The 18634-nt window shown below is 72.7% G+C and carries 19 protein-coding genes; 11 read left to right on the forward strand and 8 right to left on the reverse strand.

The genetic code is table 11. The annotated features are described in order from the left end of the window. Positions 1-251 precede the first annotated feature (251 nt). Entirely contained in the window at positions 252-1391 is a 1140-nt protein-coding gene (locus tag ACFV0Q_RS07030) for an alpha/beta hydrolase (RefSeq protein WP_385001742.1), read from the forward strand. Between the two features lie 87 nt (positions 1392-1478). Continuing rightward, positions 1479-2342 (forward strand): DUF4429 domain-containing protein, encoded by an 864-nt coding sequence (locus ACFV0Q_RS07035; protein WP_385001636.1) that lies wholly within the window; start codon positions 1479-1481, stop codon positions 2340-2342. A 39-nt stretch (positions 2343-2381) separates the two neighbouring features. Here the strand turns inward: ACFV0Q_RS07035 and ACFV0Q_RS07040 are convergent, their stop codons facing one another. Then, on the reverse strand, positions 2382-3407 hold the full coding sequence (locus ACFV0Q_RS07040) for an aldo/keto reductase (protein ID WP_385001639.1): 1026 nt from the start codon (positions 3405-3407) through the stop codon (positions 2382-2384). Further along, positions 3404-3802 carry a MerR family transcriptional regulator gene (locus ACFV0Q_RS07045; protein ID WP_385001643.1) on the reverse strand — a complete coding sequence of 133 codons (399 nt, stop codon included), beginning with the start codon at positions 3800-3802 and terminating at the stop codon, positions 3404-3406. The genes ACFV0Q_RS07040 and ACFV0Q_RS07045 overlap by 4 nt, the downstream gene beginning before the upstream one ends. A 78-nt stretch (positions 3803-3880) precedes the next feature. Here ACFV0Q_RS07045 and ACFV0Q_RS07050 point away from each other — a divergent pair, with 78 nt between their 5' ends. Then, a complete protein-coding gene (locus ACFV0Q_RS07050) occupies positions 3881-4705 on the forward strand; it encodes a serine hydrolase domain-containing protein (RefSeq protein ID WP_385001745.1) in 825 nt (274 codons plus the stop codon). Here the strand turns inward: ACFV0Q_RS07050 and ACFV0Q_RS07055 are convergent. Further along, entirely contained in the window at positions 4702-5361 is a 660-nt protein-coding gene (locus ACFV0Q_RS07055) for a pirin family protein (RefSeq protein ID WP_385001647.1), read from the reverse strand. The genes ACFV0Q_RS07050 and ACFV0Q_RS07055 overlap by 4 nt on opposite strands. Positions 5362-5441: 80 nt before the next feature. On the opposite strand from ACFV0Q_RS07055, the gene ACFV0Q_RS07060 reads away from it, so the two are divergent. The 5 genes from ACFV0Q_RS07060 (at position 5442) to fabF (ending at position 10349) form a co-directional block, all read left to right on the forward strand. Next, positions 5442-6653: a helix-turn-helix domain-containing protein gene (locus ACFV0Q_RS07060; protein WP_266838856.1), complete on the forward strand. Its 1212-nt coding sequence runs from the start codon at positions 5442-5444 to the stop codon at positions 6651-6653. Between the two features lie 89 nt (positions 6654-6742). After that, the gene (locus ACFV0Q_RS07065) at positions 6743-7675 is read left to right on the forward strand and encodes an ACP S-malonyltransferase (protein ID WP_385001651.1); all 933 of its coding nucleotides are present in this window, start codon (positions 6743-6745) and stop codon (positions 7673-7675) included. A gap of 19 nt (positions 7676-7694) precedes the next feature. After that, positions 7695-8699: a ketoacyl-ACP synthase III gene (locus tag ACFV0Q_RS07070; RefSeq protein WP_351821428.1), complete on the forward strand. Its 1005-nt coding sequence runs from the start codon at positions 7695-7697 to the stop codon at positions 8697-8699. 56 nt (positions 8700-8755) lie between these two features. Then, positions 8756-9004: an acyl carrier protein gene (locus tag ACFV0Q_RS07075; protein WP_385001654.1), complete on the forward strand. Its 249-nt coding sequence runs from the start codon at positions 8756-8758 to the stop codon at positions 9002-9004. 79 nt (positions 9005-9083) lie between these two features. Then, a complete protein-coding gene (fabF, locus tag ACFV0Q_RS07080; RefSeq protein ID WP_385001657.1) occupies positions 9084-10349 on the forward strand; it encodes a beta-ketoacyl-ACP synthase II in 1266 nt (421 codons plus the stop codon). Between the two features lie 61 nt (positions 10350-10410). Here the strand turns inward: fabF and ACFV0Q_RS07085 are convergent, their stop codons facing one another. After that, on the reverse strand, positions 10411-10905 hold the full coding sequence (locus ACFV0Q_RS07085) for a DUF3145 domain-containing protein (protein WP_030160508.1): 495 nt from the start codon (positions 10903-10905) through the stop codon (positions 10411-10413). Positions 10906-11156: 251 nt separating this feature from the next. Here ACFV0Q_RS07085 and ACFV0Q_RS07090 point away from each other — a divergent pair, with 251 nt between their 5' ends. After that, the gene (locus ACFV0Q_RS07090) at positions 11157-12056 is read left to right on the forward strand and encodes an SGNH/GDSL hydrolase family protein (RefSeq protein ID WP_385001660.1); all 900 of its coding nucleotides are present in this window, start codon (positions 11157-11159) and stop codon (positions 12054-12056) included. A 126-nt stretch (positions 12057-12182) separates the two neighbouring features. Here ACFV0Q_RS07090 and ACFV0Q_RS07095 read toward each other — a convergent pair whose 3' ends face one another. After that, the gene (locus tag ACFV0Q_RS07095; RefSeq protein WP_385001663.1) at positions 12183-14633 is read right to left on the reverse strand and encodes a glycoside hydrolase family 3 protein; all 2451 of its coding nucleotides are present in this window, start codon (positions 14631-14633) and stop codon (positions 12183-12185) included. Positions 14634-14784: 151 nt separating this feature from the next. On the opposite strand from ACFV0Q_RS07095, the gene ACFV0Q_RS07100 reads away from it, so the two are divergent. Both ACFV0Q_RS07100 and ACFV0Q_RS07105 read left to right on the forward strand, forming a co-directional pair. Further along, positions 14785-15375, forward strand: a complete 591-nt coding sequence (locus ACFV0Q_RS07100; protein ID WP_385001666.1) for a TetR/AcrR family transcriptional regulator — start codon at positions 14785-14787, stop codon at positions 15373-15375. Positions 15376-15388: 13 nt separating this feature from the next. Next, complete coding sequence (locus ACFV0Q_RS07105; protein ID WP_385001669.1) at positions 15389-16105, forward strand: carbon-nitrogen hydrolase family protein; 717 nt, start codon at positions 15389-15391, stop codon at positions 16103-16105. Between the two features lie 6 nt (positions 16106-16111). Here the strand turns inward: ACFV0Q_RS07105 and ACFV0Q_RS07110 are convergent, their stop codons facing one another. The 3 genes from ACFV0Q_RS07110 to ACFV0Q_RS07120 form a co-directional block, all read right to left on the reverse strand. Next, entirely contained in the window at positions 16112-16936 is an 825-nt protein-coding gene (locus tag ACFV0Q_RS07110) for an EI24 domain-containing protein (protein ID WP_385001672.1), read from the reverse strand. A gap of 78 nt (positions 16937-17014) precedes the next feature. Further along, a complete protein-coding gene (locus ACFV0Q_RS07115) occupies positions 17015-17440 on the reverse strand; it encodes an organic hydroperoxide resistance protein (RefSeq protein ID WP_385001675.1) in 426 nt (141 codons plus the stop codon). Between the two features lie 64 nt (positions 17441-17504). Next, positions 17505-18527 (reverse strand): NADP-dependent oxidoreductase, encoded by a 1023-nt coding sequence (locus ACFV0Q_RS07120; RefSeq protein ID WP_385001678.1) that lies wholly within the window; start codon positions 18525-18527, stop codon positions 17505-17507. Positions 18528-18634 lie beyond the last annotated feature (107 nt).

Genomic DNA, 18634 nt, shown 5'->3' on the forward strand with positions numbered 1-18634 from the left:
GCGCGGCCGGGGGCTGAGCCCGGCGGCGCCGGGGGGTCGGGCCGCAACTGACCGTGACCGAAGGGCCGGTGTGTCCCACGACCGGCCGTGAGACCTGTCACCCGGAGCGCCACGGACTCCAGTGGTCTCCTACGCTGGCTCCAGTGAACCTGCCCGGCCACCCCGCCCACCCCGCCGCCGCCGATGCCGACGACGCCCCCGCGCGCCAGGCCGTCCTGCGCACGCTGCTCGCGCTCGCCGTGGTCTTCCTGATGCTGGCGACCACCGGCTGGACCGCCGTGCACCGCCCCGAGGTGGGCACCGCGCCGCGGGCCGCCGCGCTCGCCGCGTGGTCCGTGGCCCGCATCGACGGACGGACCGTACCGGCCGCCGACGCCCCCGTACGGACCGTCGCCCGCTTCTTCTCCCAGCTCGACGGCGCCCAGCGGGCCCGCCTCGCCGACGGCTACCCGCTCGTCGTCGGGAACCTCGACGGCGCCCCCGCCGAGACCCGCTACCGGGCCAACCGCACCTCCCTGGCCGAGGCCGCCCGGGTCGAGGAGGCCCGCGGTCTCGACGTGGCCCTGACCCCGGCCGACCGGGCCGAGGCCGTCCGCCGCGCCCACCGCTTCGAATCGCTGGCCGAGCCCGGCCGGCAGATCCTCGTCTTCGACCCCACCGGCGGCGGCCTCGCCGCCGAGGTGTTCGGGAACCTCGCCGCCGCCCGCCGGGTCTCGGTGATCGTCCCCGGCGTCGACACCGACGCGCTCACCTTCGAGCGCAGCCAGCGCCGCCTCACCGCCCCCGTCGGCATGGCGCAGTCCCTGTACGAGGCCGAGCGCGCGGCCGCGCCCGACGACGCGAGCGCCGTCATCGCCTGGGCGGGCTACACCGCGCCCACCGGCCTCGGCGTGGACGCCGCGACCGGCCGGCTCGCCGTACAGGGCGCCGCGCGGCTGGAGTCCCTGACCGCGGCCCTGCCCGGGGACGCGAGCGTGGCCCTCTTCTGCCACAGCTACGGATCCGTGGTGTGCGGGGTGGCCGCGGACCGGCTGCCGGCCCGGGTGACCGACCTGGTGGTGGCGGGCAGTCCCGGCATGCGGGCCGGGAACGCCGCCGAACTGCACACCTCGGCGCGGGTCTGGGCCATGCGCGACGAGGGCGACTGGATCGCCGACGTACCGCACCTGGAGTTCGGCGGACTGGGCCACGGGGCGGACCCGGTCTCCCCCGGCTTCGGCGCCCGGGTGCTGTCCTCGGCCGGGGCCCGGAGCCACACCGGCTACTTCGAGCCAGGCACCACTTCCCTGGACAACTTCGCCAAGATCGGAACCGGCGCTTTCGGTTCCGTCGCGTGTGCGAGCGGCGCCGACGACTGCCGACGCGGAATTTCCGGCACGGACGGCCACTGAGGGTGGCCGCCGGCGCCCCGTAGGCGTAACAGACGGGAAAATCGTCCTTGCCGACGAGGGGGACGCGCGGGGTCGCGTCCCTTTACGATGTGCCGCATGGGTGACGTACTGGCCGGAAATCATGCCGTCTGGGAGTTCGACTCGGACTCGGTGCTCATCCGCTTCGTACGGGGGATACGGACTCCACGCCTCTGGAACGCGCTGGGCGAACGGCGGATCCCCCTGGAAGCGATGTCCGGGGTGAGCGTGGAGGTGTCCGGGGGCCGACGGGACGCGGTGGTGCTGCGCGCCGCACCGCGTACGGGGGCGGATCCGCTGATGGAGGCTGCCGCCGGGCAGCTGAAGGAGGTCTGCGACCCCTACCGGCTCACGCTGCCCGCGGACCGGGCCGCGGACGCCGAGGCCTTCGCCGACGCGCTGCGCGCACGGCTGGGCCCCGATGCCGACGAGCCCGCCGGCCCCTTCCTGGTCCCGGTCCCGCAGCCGCCCCTGCAGCTGAAGGCGTACGACGCGCGGGTGAGCTTCGACGGTACGGCCGTCACCTTCCACTGGTCGCGCACCGGCGCCTCCAGCACCAAGTGGCGGGCCGGCGACCAGCGGTACCCGCTGAGCGCCCTGTCCGGCGTCGAGTGGGTCTCCCCCGAGCGCCCCGGCGTCGGCCACCTGCGCCTGCTGACCCGGGACCCCGCCCCCGGCGTCGGGGACGCCCGCGCCGACCACGACCTGGCCGCCGCCGTGTTCGGGGTCGGGTACGGGGCCGTCCACGAGTCCCTGCCGTTCGCGGCGGCCGTCCTGGCGGCCCTGCGCGGCCGCACCCCGGTGGCCTCCCTGTCCCGCGCCCGCTCCGCCGAGGACGGCCGCCTGCGGCACCTGAGCGAGCTCTACGGCGCGGGCCTGCTGACCGACTCGGAGTACGCGGCCCTGCGCGACCGCTTCGCCGCGGACGCGTAGGCCCCGTCGTCAAAGTGGCGCCGGTCGCCGGAGCGGGCCCTACTCCTCCTCGCGCGCCGCCGAGCTGAAGGTCATGTCCGGGTAGCGGTCCCCCGCGACCCGGCCCGCGATCGGCTCCAGCAGGGCGAGCTCCGGCCCGCTCAGGGTGATCCGGGTCGCCTCGGTGTTCTCCGCGACCCGGCCGGGCTTGCGGGTGCCGGGGATCGGGACCACCGTCAGCCCGTGCACCGCCGCCCGCTGCTGCACCCAGGCCAGCGCGATCTGCGCCGGGGTGGCCCCGTGCGCGGCCGCGATCTCCCGGACCGGGGCCAGCAGCGCCGCGTTGGCCTTGGCGTTGTCCCCGGTGAAGCGGGGCTGGTGGCGCCGGTAGTCGTCGGCGGAGAGCTCGACGGAGGCGTCCGCGAAGGCCCCGGTCAGGAAACCCCGTCCGAGCGGGGAGTACGGCACGAAGGCCACGCCCAGCTCCGCCGCCGCGCCGACCGCGCTGCGCTCCACGTCCCGGCTGAAGAGCGACCACTCCGACTGGAGCGCCGCGATCGGGTGGACCGCGTACGCCTCGCGCAGCTCGGGCCCGGTGACCTCGCTGAGCCCCAGGTGGCGCACCTTGCCCTCCCGGACCAGCTCGGCCATGGCGCCCACCGACTCGGAGAACGGCACGGCCGGGTCGCGGCGGTGCATGTAGTAGAGGTCGATCACGTCCACCCCGAGCCGCCGCAGGCTGCCCTCGACGGCCTGGCGGACGTAGGCGCGGTCGTTGCGGAAGCCCCGGTACCGGGGGTCGTCGGTGCGCTCGATGGCGAACTTCGTGGCGAGGGTGATCTCGTCCCGGTGGGCGGCCACGAACGGGGCGAGGAACTCCTCGTTCGCCCCGCGCCCGTAGGCGTCCGCCGTGTCGAAGAGGGTGACCCCGGCGGCCAGCGCCGCGTCCAGGGTCGCGCGGGCCGCCGCCTCGTCGGTGTCCCCGTAGAACTCGCTCATGCCCATGCAGCCGAGCCCCTGCACCCCGACGGCCGGCCCGCCCTTGCCCAGCTCGACCCGCCCGATGGTGCCGTTGCGCTCCGTCATTGCTTCGCCTTCCCCGCGAGGGTGTTCGTCGCGTACATCTCGATCTTGAAGTCCAGTACGCCGAGCGCGTCGGTCAGTTCCGCGATGCGGGCGCGCACCTCGCGGCGCGTGTGTTCCAGCAGGGCGCGGCGTTCGTCGACCGTGTGGTCGCCCTCGCGGACGAGTTCGGCGTAGCGGACCATGTCCGCCACCGACATGCCGGTGGCGCGGAGCTTGCCCACGAAGGCCAGCCAGTGGAGGTCCTTGTCGGTGAACCGCCGCTGTCCCGAATGGGAGCGGTCCACGTGCGGCATCAGGCCGATCCGTTCGTACCAGCGCAACGTGTGCTGGGTCAGACCGGTCCGGGCCTCGACCTCGCTGATCGTGTACCGCGTCTGCGTCAGGCTCTGGCTCATGACTCCACGCTAAAACCCTGGAGTGCACTCCAAGCAAGTAGGCTCGGCCGCATGGAGAGCCTGGAACCCGTCAACAGCATGGCAAGTCTGCGGACCATCGAGACCTGGCCCGTACCGACCGCCGCCGCGGCCGTCGTGCGGGCCGACGGGAGCCTGGCCGGCTCCCACGGGCCGCTGGACCACCGCTTCCCGCTGGCCTCGGTCACCAAGCCGCTCACCGCGTACGCCGCCCTCGTCGCGTACGAGGAAGGCGCGGTCGAGCTGGACGAACCGGCGGGGCCCGAGGGCTCGACGGTCCGTCACCTCCTCGCGCACACCAGCGGCCTGGCCTTCGACGAGCACCGCGTCATGGGCCCGCCCGGAGTGCGGCGGCTGTACTCGAACGCCGGTTTCGAGGTGCTCGGCGATCACTTGGCCAAGGCCACCGGGATCCCCTTCCCCGAGTACCTGCACCAGGCCGTCTTCGAGCCGCTGGGCATGACCTCGACCACCCTGGAGGGCTCCCCCGCCAAGGACGGCGTCTCCACCGTCCGCGACCTGGTCCGCTTCGCCGCCGAACTGCAGGCGCCGCGGCTGCTGGACGTCCGCACGGTCGCCGAGGCCACCTCCGTGGTGCACCCCGGCCTCAAGGGCGTCCTGCCCGGTTACGGGCACCAGTCCCCCAACGACTGGGGGCTCGGGCTGGAGATCCGCGACGGCAAGTCCCCGCACTGGACGGGCACCACCTCCTCCCCGCGCACCTTCGGCCACTTCGGCCAGTCCGGCACCTTCCTGTGGGTGGACCCGGACGCCCGCGCCGCCTGCGTGGCGCTGACCGACCGGGCCTTCGGCCCCTGGGCGGTGGAGGCCTGGACCCCCTTCACCGACGCGGTCCTCGCCGAGCTGCGCACGGCCTCCCGCTAGAGCGGAAGCTCCCAGATCAGCAGCTCCCCGGGGGACCCGGCGGTGATCACCAGGTCCTTCTCGCCGGTGATCCGCGCCGAGTCCCCCGGGCCCAGCTCCGCCCCGTCGAGCCGCAGGTCCCCGCGCACCACGTGCAGGTAGACCCGCTCCGCCGCCGGTACGGGGACCCGCTCGCCCGCGCCCGGCCGCCGCACGTGCAGCACCGCCCCGGCCGCCGGGACCTTGTACGGGGCGTCGTCCGCGAGGTCCCGTACCACCTCGTACGCGGGCTCCCCGCCCGCGACCAGCGGCGCGAGCCAGGTCTGCACGAACCGCAGCGGGACCGCGCCGTCGTTGCGCTCCACGTGCCGGGCCCCGTCGCCCGCCCCGAGCCGCTGGACGTCACCGGGCCGGACCACGCCGCTCTCGCCGGTGATGCCGTCCCGGTGGGTCAGCTCGCCCTCCACCACCCAGGTGACGATCTCGGTGTGGCTGTGGGGGTGCTCGTCGAAGCCGGCCCCGGGGGCGAGCCGCTCCTCGTTGCAGGCCAGCACCGGGCCGAAGCGGATGTTGTCCGGGTCGTAGAAGGACCCGAAGGAGAAGGCGTGGCGGGTGGCGATCCCGGCGCCCGCGTCCCCTCCCCCGTACCGGTCGGCGGCGCGGCGTACATCAATCATGGGGGTCACGGTAGCCCCCGGCGGGCGACGGCCCGTGGACCCGAGTCCGCGCCGGGGCGCCGATAAGGCAGTCTTGTCCCGTGCCCCAACCCGAACGTGAGCAGTCCCCCGAGACCCGTCCCGCGCATCCGCCGCACCCCCACACGGCGACGCTGCGCCGGCTGGAGAAGTCCTCCGGCCGGCTCGCCGCCAACGCGATCGCGCGGATGGACGAGACCCTGCCGTGGTACCGGGCCATGCCGCCGGAGAACCGGTCGTGGATCGGCCTGGTCGCACAGGCCGGCATCGCCGCGTTCACGGAGTGGTTCCGGCACCCGGAGACACCGCAGGCCATCTCCACCGACGTCTTCGGGACGGCTCCGCGCGAGCTGACCCGGGCGATCACCCTGCGCCAGACCGTCGAGATGGTCCGTACGACGATCGAGGTCATGGAGGCCGCGATCGACGAGGTGGCGGCCCCGGGCGACGAGTCGATCCTGCGCGAGGCGCTGCTGGTGTACGCCCGGGAGATCGCCTTCGCGACCGCCCAGGTGTACGCGCAGGCCGCCGAGGCGCGCGGGGCGTGGGACGCCCGGCTGGAGTCCCTGGTCGTCAACGCCGTGCTCTCGGGCGAGGCCGACGAGGGCGCGCTGTCGCGGGCCGCGGCCCTTGGCTGGAATTCGCCGGAGCACGTGTGCGTGGTGCTGGGCACCGCCCCGGACGGGGACAGCGAGCTGACGGTCGAGGCGATCCGGCGTGCGGCCCGCCACCACAAGCTCCAGGTGCTGACCGGCGTGCTGGGCGACCGCCTGGTGGTGATCGCGGGCGGCAGCGACAACCCGATGCAGGTGGCGAAGTCCCTGATCGGGCCGTTCGCGGCCGGTCCGGTGGTGGCCGGGCCCGTGGTGCCCGACCTGCTGAACGCGACGAAGTCGGCGCAGGCGGCGGCCGCCGGGCTGAAGGCCTGCACGGCCTGGCAGGACGCGCCGCGCCCGGTGCTGGCGGACGATCTCCTGCCGGAACGGGCGATCGCGTCGGATCCCTCGGCCAGGGAGCAACTGGTGGAGGAGATCTACAGACCGCTCGAAGAGGCGGGCTCGGCTCTGCTGGAGACGCTGAGCGTCTATCTGGAGCAGGCCAGCAGCCTGGAGGGGGCGGCGCGGATGCTGTTCGTGCACCCGAACACGGTGCGCTACCGGCTCCGACGTGTGACCGACGTCACCGGCTGGTCACCCTCCGACGTTCGTTCGGCGTTCACGCTGCGGATCGCCCTGATCCTGGGACGTCTGGCCGACGGAGATCCGCAGTCCTAGACTTTTGTCGGACATCAACAATTAGCCCGACGGTTCTTCGTCCCTGTCCCCACGGGCGGCGGGGACCGTCCACAAGAGAGAGTGTGAGGGTGCTCGTACTCGTCGCTCCAGGCCAAGGCGCTCAGACGCCCGGCTTCCTGACTCCCTGGCTCGAACTCCCCGGTGCCGCCGAACGCGTCGCCGGGTGGTCCGACGCCCTCGGGCTCGACCTCGCCCACTACGGCACGAACGCCGACGCGGACGAGATCCGCGACACCGCCGTGGCCCAGCCGCTGCTGGTCGCGGCGGGCCTGCTGTCCGCTTCCGCGCTGACCGCCGCCCTCGGCGACGGCTCCTCCGCCTTCGGCGCCGTCGCGGGGCACAGCGTCGGCGAGATCACCGCCGCCGCGTACGCCGGTGTGCTCGGCGAGGACGAGGCGCTGTCCTTCGTCCGCACCCGTGGTCTGGCCATGGCCGAGGCCGCCGCCGTCACCGAGACCGGCATGGCCGCGGTCCTCGGCGGTGACCAGGACGTGGTCGTCGCGCACCTGGAGAAGCTGGGGCTGACCCCGGCCAACATCAACGGCGCCGGCCAGATCGTGGCCGCCGGTACCGCGGAGCAGATCGCCGCCCTGGTGGCCGACAAGCCCGAGGGTTCCATGAAGGTCGTCGCCCTCAAGGTCGCGGGCGCCTTCCACACGCACCACATGGCGCCCGCGGTGGCGACGCTGGAGAAGGCCGCCGAGGCCCTCGCCCCGGCCGACCCGGCGCTGAAGTACGTATCGAACAAGGACGGCCTCGTCGTCGCCACGGGTGCCGACGTCGTCGCCCGCCTGGTCGGCCAGGTCGCCAATCCGGTCCGCTGGGACCTGTGCATGGAGACGTTCGCCGAGCTGGGCGTCACCGGGATCGTCGAGCTCTGCCCCGGTGGCACCCTGACGGGTCTGGCCAAGCGGGCGCTGAAGGGCGTTCCGAACGTGGCTCTGAAGACCCCGGACGATCTCGACAAGGCCGCGGCGCTCCTCGCCGAGCAGCCGGCCTGAGAGAAGGAGCCCACACAGCATGTCGAAGATCAAGCCGGCCAAGGGCTCCCCGTACGCCCGCATCCTCGGTGTCGGCGGCTACCGCCCGACCCGGGTGGTGCCCAACGAGGTCATCCTGGAGACGATCGACTCGTCCGACGAGTGGATCCGGTCCCGCTCCGGCATCGCGACCCGGCACTGGGCCTCGCCCCAGGAGACGGTCGCCGCGATGTCCGTGGAGGCGTCCGGGAAGGCGCTCGCGGACGCCGGGGTCTCCCCGGAGCAGATCGGTGCGGTGATCGTTTCGACGGTCTCGCACTTCAAGCAGACCCCGGCCGTCGCGACCGAGATCGCGCACCGGATCGGCGCGGGCAAGCCCGCGGCGTTCGACATCTCGGCGGGCTGTGCCGGTTTCGGCTACGGTCTGACGCTGGCCAAGGGCCTGGTGGTCGAGGGGTCGGCGCAGTACGTCCTCGTCATCGGTGTCGAGCGGCTCTCGGACCTGACCGACCTGGAGGACCGCGCGACGGCCTTCCTGTTCGGTGACGGCGCCGGCGCCGTGGTCGTCGGTCCGTCGGACGAGCCGGCCATCGGCCCCACGGTGTGGGGCTCGGAGGGCGACAAGTCCGAGACGATCAAGCAGACCGTGCCGTGGGACGAGTACCTCGGCAAGGACGGCGGCGAGAAGTTCCCGGCCATCACGCAGGAGGGTCAGGCGGTCTTCCGCTGGGCCGTCTTCGAGATGGCCAAGGTGGCCCAGCAGGCGCTCGACGCGGCCGGGATCACCGCGGAGGACCTGGACGTCTTCATTCCGCACCAGGCGAACATGCGGATCATCGACTCGATGGTGAAGACTCTGAAGCTGCCGGAGCACGTCACGGTCGCCCGTGACGTGGAAACCACCGGCAACACGTCGGCCGCCTCGATTCCGCTCGCCATGGAGCGGCTCCTGGCGACCGGAGCGGCCAAGAGCGGCGACACCGCGCTCGTCATCGGCTTCGGGGCGGGGCTCGTCTACGCCGCGACGGTCGTTACCCTCCCCTAGGGCACGGGACCCGTTCCGACCCTGATTCATCCAGTTAGCTACAGAAGGAGCGCCACATGGCCGCCACGCAGGAAGAGATCCTCGAAGGTCTCGCGGAGATCGTCAACGAGATCGCCGGCATCCCGCAGGAGGACGTCCAGCTCGACAAGTCCTTCACCGACGACCTGGACGTCGACTCGCTGTCCATGGTCGAGGTCGTCGTCGCCGCCGAAGAGCGCTTCGAGGTCAAGATCCCGGACGAGGACGTCAAGAACCTCAAGACGGTCGGCGACGCCGCGAGCTACATCCTGAAGCACCAGGCCTGAGCCTGACGAGCGTTTGTCGCCACCTGGCGGTGGCGCCGTGACAATTCAGCACCCCCTTAGACGTGGAGAAAGAATTCCTGTGAGCCCGACCAATCGCACCGTGGTCGTCACCGGTATCGGCGCAACCACTCCGCTGGGTGGCGACAGCGCTTCGACCTGGGAAGGTCTGCTCGCCGGCCGGTCCGGCGTCTCGCCCCTGGAGGGCGAGCGCTTCGCCGAACTGCCGGTCCGCATCGCCGCCCAGGCCGCTGTGGACCCGAGCGAGGTACTCCCCCGCCCGCTGGCCCGCAAGCTCGACCGCTCGGCCCAGTTCGCCCTCATCGCGGCCCGTGAGGCCTGGGCGGACGCGGGTTACACCGCTCCGGCCGGCGAGGACGAGTCCATCGCGCCCGAGCGTCTGGGCACCGTGATCGCCTCCGGCATCGGCGGCGTCACCACCCTGCTCGACCAGTACGACGTACTGAAGGAAAAGGGTGTGCGCCGGGTCTCCCCGCACACCGTCCCCATGCTGATGCCGAACGGCCCCTCGGCCAACGTCGGCCTCGAGGTCAACGCCCGCGCCGGTGTGCACACGCCGGTCAGCGCGTGCGCGTCGGGCGCCGAGGCCATCGGCTACGCCGTCGAGATGATCCGTACCGGCCGTGCCGACGTGGTCGTCGCGGGCGGCACCGAGGCGGCCATCCACCCGCTGCCGATCGCGGCGTTCGCCAACATGATGGCGATGTCCAAGAACAACGAGCACCCCGAGCAGGCCTCGCGTCCGTACGACAAGGCCCGTGACGGCTTCGTCCTCGGCGAGGGCGCGGGCGTCGTGGTGCTGGAGTCCGCCGAGCACGCCGCCGCGCGCGGCGCCCGGGTCTACTGCGAGGTGCTGGGCCAGGGCCTGTCCGCGGACAGCCACCACATCGCGCAGCCGGAGCCGACGGGCCGCGGTGTCGCGGCCGCCGTGCAGAACCTGCTCGACAACACCGGCCTGGACACCTCCGAGCTGGTCCACCTGAACGCGCACGCCACGTCCACCCCGCAGGGTGACACGGCCGAGCTGAAGGCCCTGCGCAAGGTCCTGGGCGACGACCTCGACCACATCGCGATCTCCGCGACCAAGTCGATGACCGGTCACCTGCTGGGCGGTGCGGGCGGCATCGAGACCGTCGCGACCGTGCTGGCGCTGTACCACCGGATCGCCCCGCCGACGATCAACGTCGACGACCTGGACGACGACATCGACGCCGACATCGTGCGCGGCGAGCCGCGCAAGCTTCCCGTCGACGGCCCGATCTCCGCGATCAACAACTCCTTCGGCTTCGGCGGCCACAACGTGACCCTCGCGTTCCGAAGCGTCTAGCGGTCCCGCTCACGCGAAAGGCCCACCCGGTGTCCGGGTGGGCCTTTCGCGTTGCCGGGGCTCAGACGACCTGGTGGAGCCAGCGGACGGGGGCGCCCTCGCCCGCGTAGCGGAAGGGCTCCAGTTCGTCGTCCCAGGGTTTGCCGAGCAGCTTGGCGATCTCCGCCTCCAGGTCGGTCTCGCCGCGCGCCGACCGGGCGAGCGCGGCGCGCAGCCGGTCCTCGGGGATCAGGATGTCGCCGTGCATGCCGGTGACGGCGTGGAAGATGCCCAGCTCCGGGGTGGAGCTGTAGCGCTCCCCCTCGGCGGTCGGGCAGGGTTCGGCGGTCACCTCGAAGCGGAGCAGATGCCAGCCGCGCAGGGCGGAGGCGAGTTTCGAGGCGGTTCCCGCCTCGGCCTGCCAGGAGAACTCGGCTCTCCAGGTGCCGGGGGAGGCGGGCTGCCGGATCCAGTCGAGGTTCACCCGCACCCCGAGCACGCCCGCAACAGCCCATTCCACGTGCGGGCAGAGCGCGCGCGGTGCGGAATGCACGTACAGAACTCCACGTGTCGTCACCGGGACCTCCAGTGTGGGACGAGGTCGGGAATAAACTCCAGAAAACGGACAGTATGTGACGTGATGTAATGTAACGGAAATTATTTGACATTGCGTAGCGGCACCTGCGGCCGAAACGCCACGGGAAAAAGCTACCGTGCGCCAGGGGTCATGGTGTGACGTACGGTCGCTCCAAGACCCGTAAACACAGAGCATTCACTCAGCAGGACGCCCCCCGGACGGACGCGGGGCGACGAGGGAGGGACCACGCGATGCGCACGACCGCTCCGCGCCGAAGCGTGCGCCGGACCGTCGCGGGGGCGGGCGTGGCGGTGGCCGTCCTGGCGGCGGCGGTCACGGGCTGTGATTCCGGGGGGCCGGAGTCCGGGGGCGAGCGGGGGGCGCAGGCCGCCGCACCGCGCTGGAACACCGCGCCCGCTTCGGTCGCGGCCGTCGGGGATTCCATCACCCGTGGTTTCGACGCCTGTTCGGTCCTGGCCGACTGCCCGGAGGTGTCCTGGGCCACCGGCAGCGATCCCGCCGTGCAGTCCCTCGCGGCCCGGCTGCTCGGGGAGTCCGAGGTGCCGGCGCGCAGCTGGAACTTCGCGGTGACGGGATCGCGGATGGCGGACCTCCCCGGGCAGCTGGCCGCGGCGGCCGGGCACAAGCCCGGCCTGGTCACGGTGATGGTGGGCTCGAACGACGCCTGCCGTCCGACGGTTTCCTCGATGACTCCGGTGGCGGAGTTCCGGGCCGGTTTCGAGCGGTCCCTCAAGGAACTGCGGGCCGCGTCGCCCGCGTCGCAGGTGTACGTGTCCTCGGTGCCGGACCTCCAGCGGCTGTGGGAGCAGGGCAAGGACAGCCCGATGGTGCGTCAGGTCTGGAAGCTGGGGATCTGTCAGTCCATGCTCGCCGAACCGCTGTCGGGGGCGGACGCCGCGACGGCCCGCCGGGAGAAGGTGCGGGCGCGGGTGGTCGAGTACAACGAGGTGCTGCGCGAGGTCTGCGCGAAGGACGAGCTGTGCCGCTACGACGGCGGGGCGGTGTTCCAGTACCCCTTCTCCGCGGAGCAGCTGAGCCGCTGGGACTGGTTCCACCCGGGCAGGGACGGGCAGGCCCGGCTCGCGGAACTGGCGCACCGCCAGGTGACGGCGGCGCAGCCCCCGCGTTGACGCCGAAGGACCGGGGGCGGGTGTCAGGGCCCGCCCCCGGTCCGGTTCATCGGCCGCAATCATGGTCGTTTTCCGGCCATACCGGTCCTACGGCGTGTCGCGCCGGTCAGCGGCCTGCGGGGCGGCTCACAGGTCGAGGGTGACCGACAGCCGGGTGTCGGCGTGCGAGTGGCTCGCGCGGACCTCGTACGTCCCGCCGATCCGCCGCCAGCCGCGCGCGGCCTGGTCCCAGATCTCGAACGCGCGGGCGGGCAGCGGGACCTCCACCTCGACGCTCTCGCCGGGGCCCGCCTCGACGCCGGCGAAGGCGGCGAGCCAGCTCGCGGGGCGTTCCACGGCGTCGGCGACGGGCGCCACGTAGATCTGGACCACCTCGCGGCCGGGCCGGGCACCGGTGTTGGTCAGGCGGACCCGGGCCGTGTCGGCGGTGACTTCGAGGGACTCGTAGGCCCAGCCGGTGTAGCCGAGGCCGTGCCCGAAGGGGTAGGCGGGGATCACACCGTGCTTCTCGTAGGCCCGGTAGCCGATGAAGAGGCCCTCGCGGTACTCCAGGCGCCCCTCGGTCGGGACGACCTCCGTGACGGGGGCGTCGGCGAAGGAGGCGGGCCAGGTGGTGGGCAGGCGCCCGCCGGGCTCGGCGTCGCCGAGGAGTACGTCGGCCAGCGCGGCGCCGCCCTCCTGCCCGGGGAACCAGGTGAGGAGGACGGCGGCGACGTCCTCGCGCCACGGGAGTTCCACCGGGGAGCCGGCGTTGACGACGACCACGGTGTTGGGGTTGGCGGCGGCGACGGCGCGTACGAGGTCGTCCTGGCGGCCGGGGAGGGTGAGGTCGCGGCGGTCGAAGCCCTCGGATTCCACGCGGTCGGTGGTGGCGACGACCACGACGGCGGTGTCGGCGGCCCGGGCGGCTTCGACGGCCTCCGCGATCAGCTCGTCGGCGTCGCGGCGCGGGCCGAGGTGGAGCAGGGAGAACATGATCGCCTTGAGCGACAGGGCGCTCATGTCGGGGACCTGGTAGGTCAGCGAGACCTCGACGGGCTCCCCCGCGGTGAGGGTGAGCCGGGCGCGCTCGCTGGGGGCGCCGAAGAAGGCCTCGAAGGGGTCGGCCTCGTCGCCCATCTCCTGGACGCCCTCCCACAGGGTCCGGCCGCCGACGGCGAGGGCGAAGGCGCCGAGTCCGCGGGTGCCGAAGGCGTGCTCGCCGCTCTCGCGCGGCAGGAAGGTGCCGGTGACCTCGATGCTCGCCATCGTCCCGTACGTGGTGCCGGCGGGCAGGTCGTCGCCGATCCACTGGACCTGGCCGCTCGGCAGGCTGCCCTCGCCGAGGACGGCCCCGGAGGCGTCGCGGCAGACGGCATGCAGCTCGAAGCCCTTGTCGGCGGGGCCGAGTTCGTCGCTCGGGTCGGCGCCGACGACGTAGCTGAGCGCGCCCTCGGGGAGGGCGGCGGTGAGCCCGTCGAGCGGGGAGACCACCCGCTCGGGGAAGACGGTGGCGGACCCGCCGCCGAGGACGCGGGCGTCGCGGGCGGCGGCGCCGCTGAGGGCGACGGTGCGGCCCGCGCCGGCCTCCAGGGGCAGGGCGCCGTCCTCGTTGCGCACGAGGACGAAGCCGCGTACGGCCAGTTCGCGGGCGAGGGCCTGCCCGTCGAGCGGCGCCGGGGGCTCGGTGACCACGGCGGGGGCGCCTTCCAGGACGCCGACGCGGGCGGCGAGGCGCAGCACGTTGCGCACGGCCCCGTCGACGGCGGCCCCGGGGACCTCACCGGCGCGGACGGCGGCGGCGAGGTCCGGCCCGTAGACGGTCTTGGGGCCGGGCATGGCCACGTCGAGGCCGCCGAGGATGTCCCCGGTGGTGGAGCGGGCGGCCATCCAGTCGGAGACGTTGTAGCCGTCGAAGCCCCACTCGGCGCGCAGGACCTCGTTCACCAGGTACTGGTGCTCGGTCATGGTGGTGCCGTTGACCTGGTTGTAGGCGGTCATGATGCCCCAGGGGTGGGCGTTGGTGACGATGGCCTCGAAGGGCGCCAGGTACAGCTCGCGCAGCGGGCGGGGGGCGATCACGCAATCGACGGTGAAGCGTTCCGTCTCGGCGTCATTGCCGACGAAGTGCTTGACGGTGGTGCCGACGCCGCCGTCCTGGACGCCGTTCACGTAGCCGCTGCCGATGGCTCCGGTGAGGTACGGGTCTTCGGAGTAGCACTCGAAGTGGCGCCCGCCGAGCGGGGAGCGGTGCAGGTTGACGGTGGGGGCGAGGAGGACGTGGACGCCCTTGCGGCGGGCCTCCTGGGCGAGGAGCCGGCCGGCGCGGCGGGCGAGGCCCGGGTCCCAGGCGGCGGCGAGCGCGGTCGGGGAGGGCAGGGCGATGGACGGGTCGTCGGCGGTCCAGCGCACGCCGCGCACCCCGATGGGCCCGTCGGACATCACCAGGGATCCGAGCCCGATCTCGGGGACGGCGGGCAGCGACCACATGTCCTGGCCGGCCAGGAGCCGGGTCTTGGTGTCGAGATCCAGCTTGCCCAGCGCCGTTTCCACGGCGTCTTCGCGGATCCGGTCGCGGGCCTGATCGGCATCGGTCACGGCCGTGCCTCCTCATTGAGTGCGGTGCGGTGCGGTGGTGGCCCCCATCGTGGACCCCATACTTGTAGAGCGGTAGGGGTTGTAATCTTTTCGTGATATCCATATGTCGTACGGTCCTCCTGGCGGGTACGAACGGAAGGGGTGGCGGGCGATGGCCAGGGCGAAGAGCGAGGAGCGTCGCGGCGAGATCGTCCGCGCGGCGGTCGAGGTGATCGCGGAGCGCGGCTACCGGGGGGCGTCGCTGGGCTCCGTCGCCGAACGCGTGGGCCTCACCCAGCAGGGGCTGCTGCACTACTTCCCCACCAAAGAGGTCCTGCTGGTGGCCGTCCTGGAGGAACGCGACCGGTGGGACACGGGCGGGGGCTCGCGGGCCTCGGCGCAGACGTGGCGGCTCGACCTGCTGGCCTCGCTGGTGGAGTACAACGCCATGCGCCCCGGCATCGTGCAGACCTTCTCGGCGCTGCTGGGCGAGAGCGTCACCGACGGCCACCCGGCGCGGGAGTTCTTCACCGAGCGCTACGCGCAGGTGCGAGGGGAGATGGCCGCCGTGCTCCGCGCCGAGTTCGGCGAGCGCCTGCCCTCCGGGCTCACTCCGGAGGAGGCGGCCCCGCTGCTGACGGCGGTGATGGACGGCCTCCAGTACCAGTGGCTGCTCGCCCCCGAATCCGTCGACATGCCCGCCGCCTTCCGCTCCTTCCTCACCCTGCTCCGGGGCCCCGCCCGGCGGACCGGGGCCTGCTGACACCCTGGAGCGCATGAGGATCGCCGCCGCACAGCTCACCTGTGCCCCCGCCGACGTGCCCGCCAACGCCGCCCGCGCCGCCGCCCTGGCCGTACGGGCCCGCGCCGAGGGCGCGGAGCTGGTGGTGTTCCCGGAGCTGACGCTCACCGGGTACGAACTCCAGGCCCTGGCCGGGGACTCCGGCCTGTGGCTGGCCGGCGCCGACGATGCCCGCCTGGACGCGGTCCGCTCCGCCGGGACCGCCGTCGCGGTCAACGCCGCCCTGCGCGGCGACGGGCCGCTGCCCGCGCTCGCGACCCTGGTGTACGACGCGGACGGCGCGCACGTGACGACGTACGCGAAGCAGCACCTCTACGGGCACGAGCGGGGCGTCTTCGCCCCGGGCACGGCGGACGGGCGCTTCGAGCTCGGCGGGATCCGCTTCTCGCTCGGCGTCTGCTTCGACAACCACTTCCCGGAGCTGACCGGCCGGGCCGCGGCCGACGGCTGCCGGGTGCACCTGGCGAGCTCCCTGTACGGCACGGGCGACGGCATCGCCGAGCGGGCGACCGTGTACCCCGGGATCGCCGAGGAGCACGGCCTCTACGTGGTGCTGGCCAACCACACCGGCCCGGCGGGCCCGTGGACGGGCTGTGGCGGCGCGGCCGTGTGGGGTCCCGGCGGGGAGCTGCTGGCCGAGGCCGACGACCGCACCCCGGGCGTGGTCACGGCGGTGGTCGGCGCCGCGTAGGGGGCGCTACGAGAACGAGGGCGGCGGCGGGCCGAAGCCGCCGGCCGGGACGGACTCCTCGGACTGCTCTTCGCCGTCCTCGGTGTCCTGTGCGTCGGCCCCCACCAGGTCGCGCGCCATCAGGGTCGCCCCCGCCACCGCGCCCGGCATCAGGAACACCGCGACCAGCGGGACCAGGAACACCAGCACCAGCGGCACCCCGAAGCCGAGCGCCAGCGCGCGCCGTCCGCGCAGCAGGACCAGCTGCTCGTCGAGGTCGACCCGGCGCCGCTGGAGGGCGACGGAGGTGAGCTCCTGGGTGAGGAAGAAGCCGGAGACGCAGAACCCGATCGCCGGGATCACGGTCTGCCCGACCACCGGGATGAACCCGAGGGCGAACAGCAGGATCCCGTACAGCAGCACCCGCACCAGCAGCCGCAGGCTGTCCCGGGCGGAGATCCACAGGTCCTCCCACAGCGAGCGCCCCGACTCGGGGACCTCGCCGCCCTCGCTCCGGTCGACCTGCTCCGAGAGGGACTCGTAGAAGGGCTGGCCGACGAGCAGGGTCACGGCGGTGAAGGTGATCACCGTCAGGAAGAGCCCGAGGGAGACGACCAGCGCGGTCAGGAACCCGCGGAAGAGGCCGAGCCAGGGCGAGGACCAGTCCGAGGCGAAGGGCGTGGCCCATGCGGTGAAGTCGTCGGCGCCGTAGAAGAGGCCGGTCAGGGCCGCGGCGTAGAGCAGCAGCGACACCAGCCCCGGCAGCAGGCCGAAGCCCAGCCAGCGGCCGTTTCGGAACACCCATCTCTGTCCGGCCAGCAAGTACCGGAATCCCCCCGCAAGATCACGCATGGGGCCAGTTTAAACGGCGAAGGCCGCACCCCCGGGGGGTGCGGCCTTCACTGTGACGCGTGCGAGCGCGGGGTGCGGTCAGGCGACGTTCAGCTCGACCGTGATGTTGCCGCGGGTCGCCTTGGAGTAGGGGCAGATCTGGTCGGCCTTCTCGACCAGGTCCTTGGCGGTGGCGGCGTCCACCGTCGGGATCGAGGCCGTGATCTTGACGATGATGCCGAAGCCCTCGTCGTTCTTGCCGATGCCGACCTCGGCGGTCACCGTGGAGCCGGTGACGTCGACGTTCTCGTTGCGGGCCGCGACGCTGAGGGCGCCCTGGAAGCAGGCGCTGTAGCCGGCGGCGAACAGCTGCTCCGGGTTGGTGCCCGCACCGCTGCCGCCGAGCTCCTTCGGCGGGTTCACGACGACGTCGAGCTGCCCGTCGTTGGTGGCGACGCGGCCGTCACGGCCGTTCTCGGCGGTGGCGACAGCGGTGTACGCGACGTCGGACTGCGTGATGGACATGAAGAAGATCCTCCAGATGAATCGCCGCGATGCGCGCCCACGATCGCGACGGTGTGGAGTGAGCCTAACCGGTGAAGGAAACGATCATCTTTCCGGTGTTCTCGCCGCGCAGCATTCCGAGGAAGGCCCCGGTGGCGTTCTCGACGCCCTCGACGACCGTCTCGTCGTAGCGCAGCTCACCGGAGGACAGCCATCCGGCGACGTCCTCGACGAACTGCTGCTGGAGCCCGGCGTGGTCGCCGACCAGGATGCCCTGGAGGCGCAGGCGCTTGCCGATGACCATCATCAGGTTGCGCGGGCCGGGGGTGGGCTCGGTGTCGTTGTAGCCGGCGATGGCACCGCACAGGGTGGCGCGGCCGTGCACGTTCAGGGAGGAGATGGCCGCCTCCAGGTGGTCGCCGCCGACGTTGTCGAAGTAGACGTCGATGCCCTCGGGAGCGGCCGCGCGCAGCTGCTCGGCGACGGGGCCGTTCTTGTAGTTGAAGGCGGCGTCGAAGCCGTACTTCTCCGTGAGGAGCGTCACCTTCTCGTCCGAGCCGGCGGAGCCGATCACCCGGGAGGCGCCCTTGATCTTCGCGAACTGCCCGACGAGGCCGCCGACCGCACCCGCGGCGCCCGAGACGAAGACGGAGTCGCCCTCCTTGAAGGAGGCGACCTCGAAGAGGCCGGCGTAGGCGGTCAGGCCCGGCATGCCGAGCACGCCGAGGTAGGCGGAGAGCGGGGCGAGGGAGGCGTCGACCTTGGTGGCGTACTGCGCGTCGAAGTCCGCGTACTCGCGCCAGCCCAGGTGGTGCAGGACGTGGTCGCCGACCTCGAAGCCCTCGGCGGCGGAGGCGACGACCTCGCCGACCGCACCGCCCTGCATCGGCTCGTCGAGCTGGAAGGGCGGGATGTAGGACTTCGTGTCGTTCATGCGGCCGCGCATGTACGGGTCCACGGACATGTGGAGGTTGCGCACGAGGATCCGGCCGGGGGCGGGCTCGGCGGAGACCGGCACCTCGCGCAGGGCGAAGTCCTCGGCGACCGGCCAGCCCTGCGGACGGCGGACGAGGTGCCACTCGCGGCTGACGGCGGGGATCTGAGACATGCGGAACTCCTGGGGCGAGGATGCCGTGCTGGACGGCAAATACTTCACTAGGTGAAACAACCATGCGCCTGGATATTTCATGTTGTCAAGTAAATGGGTACGCTGGA

The sequence above is a fragment of the Streptomyces sp. NPDC059564 genome (assembly GCF_042735575.1).
Classification (GTDB): Bacteria; Actinomycetota; Actinomycetes; order Streptomycetales; family Streptomycetaceae; genus Streptomyces.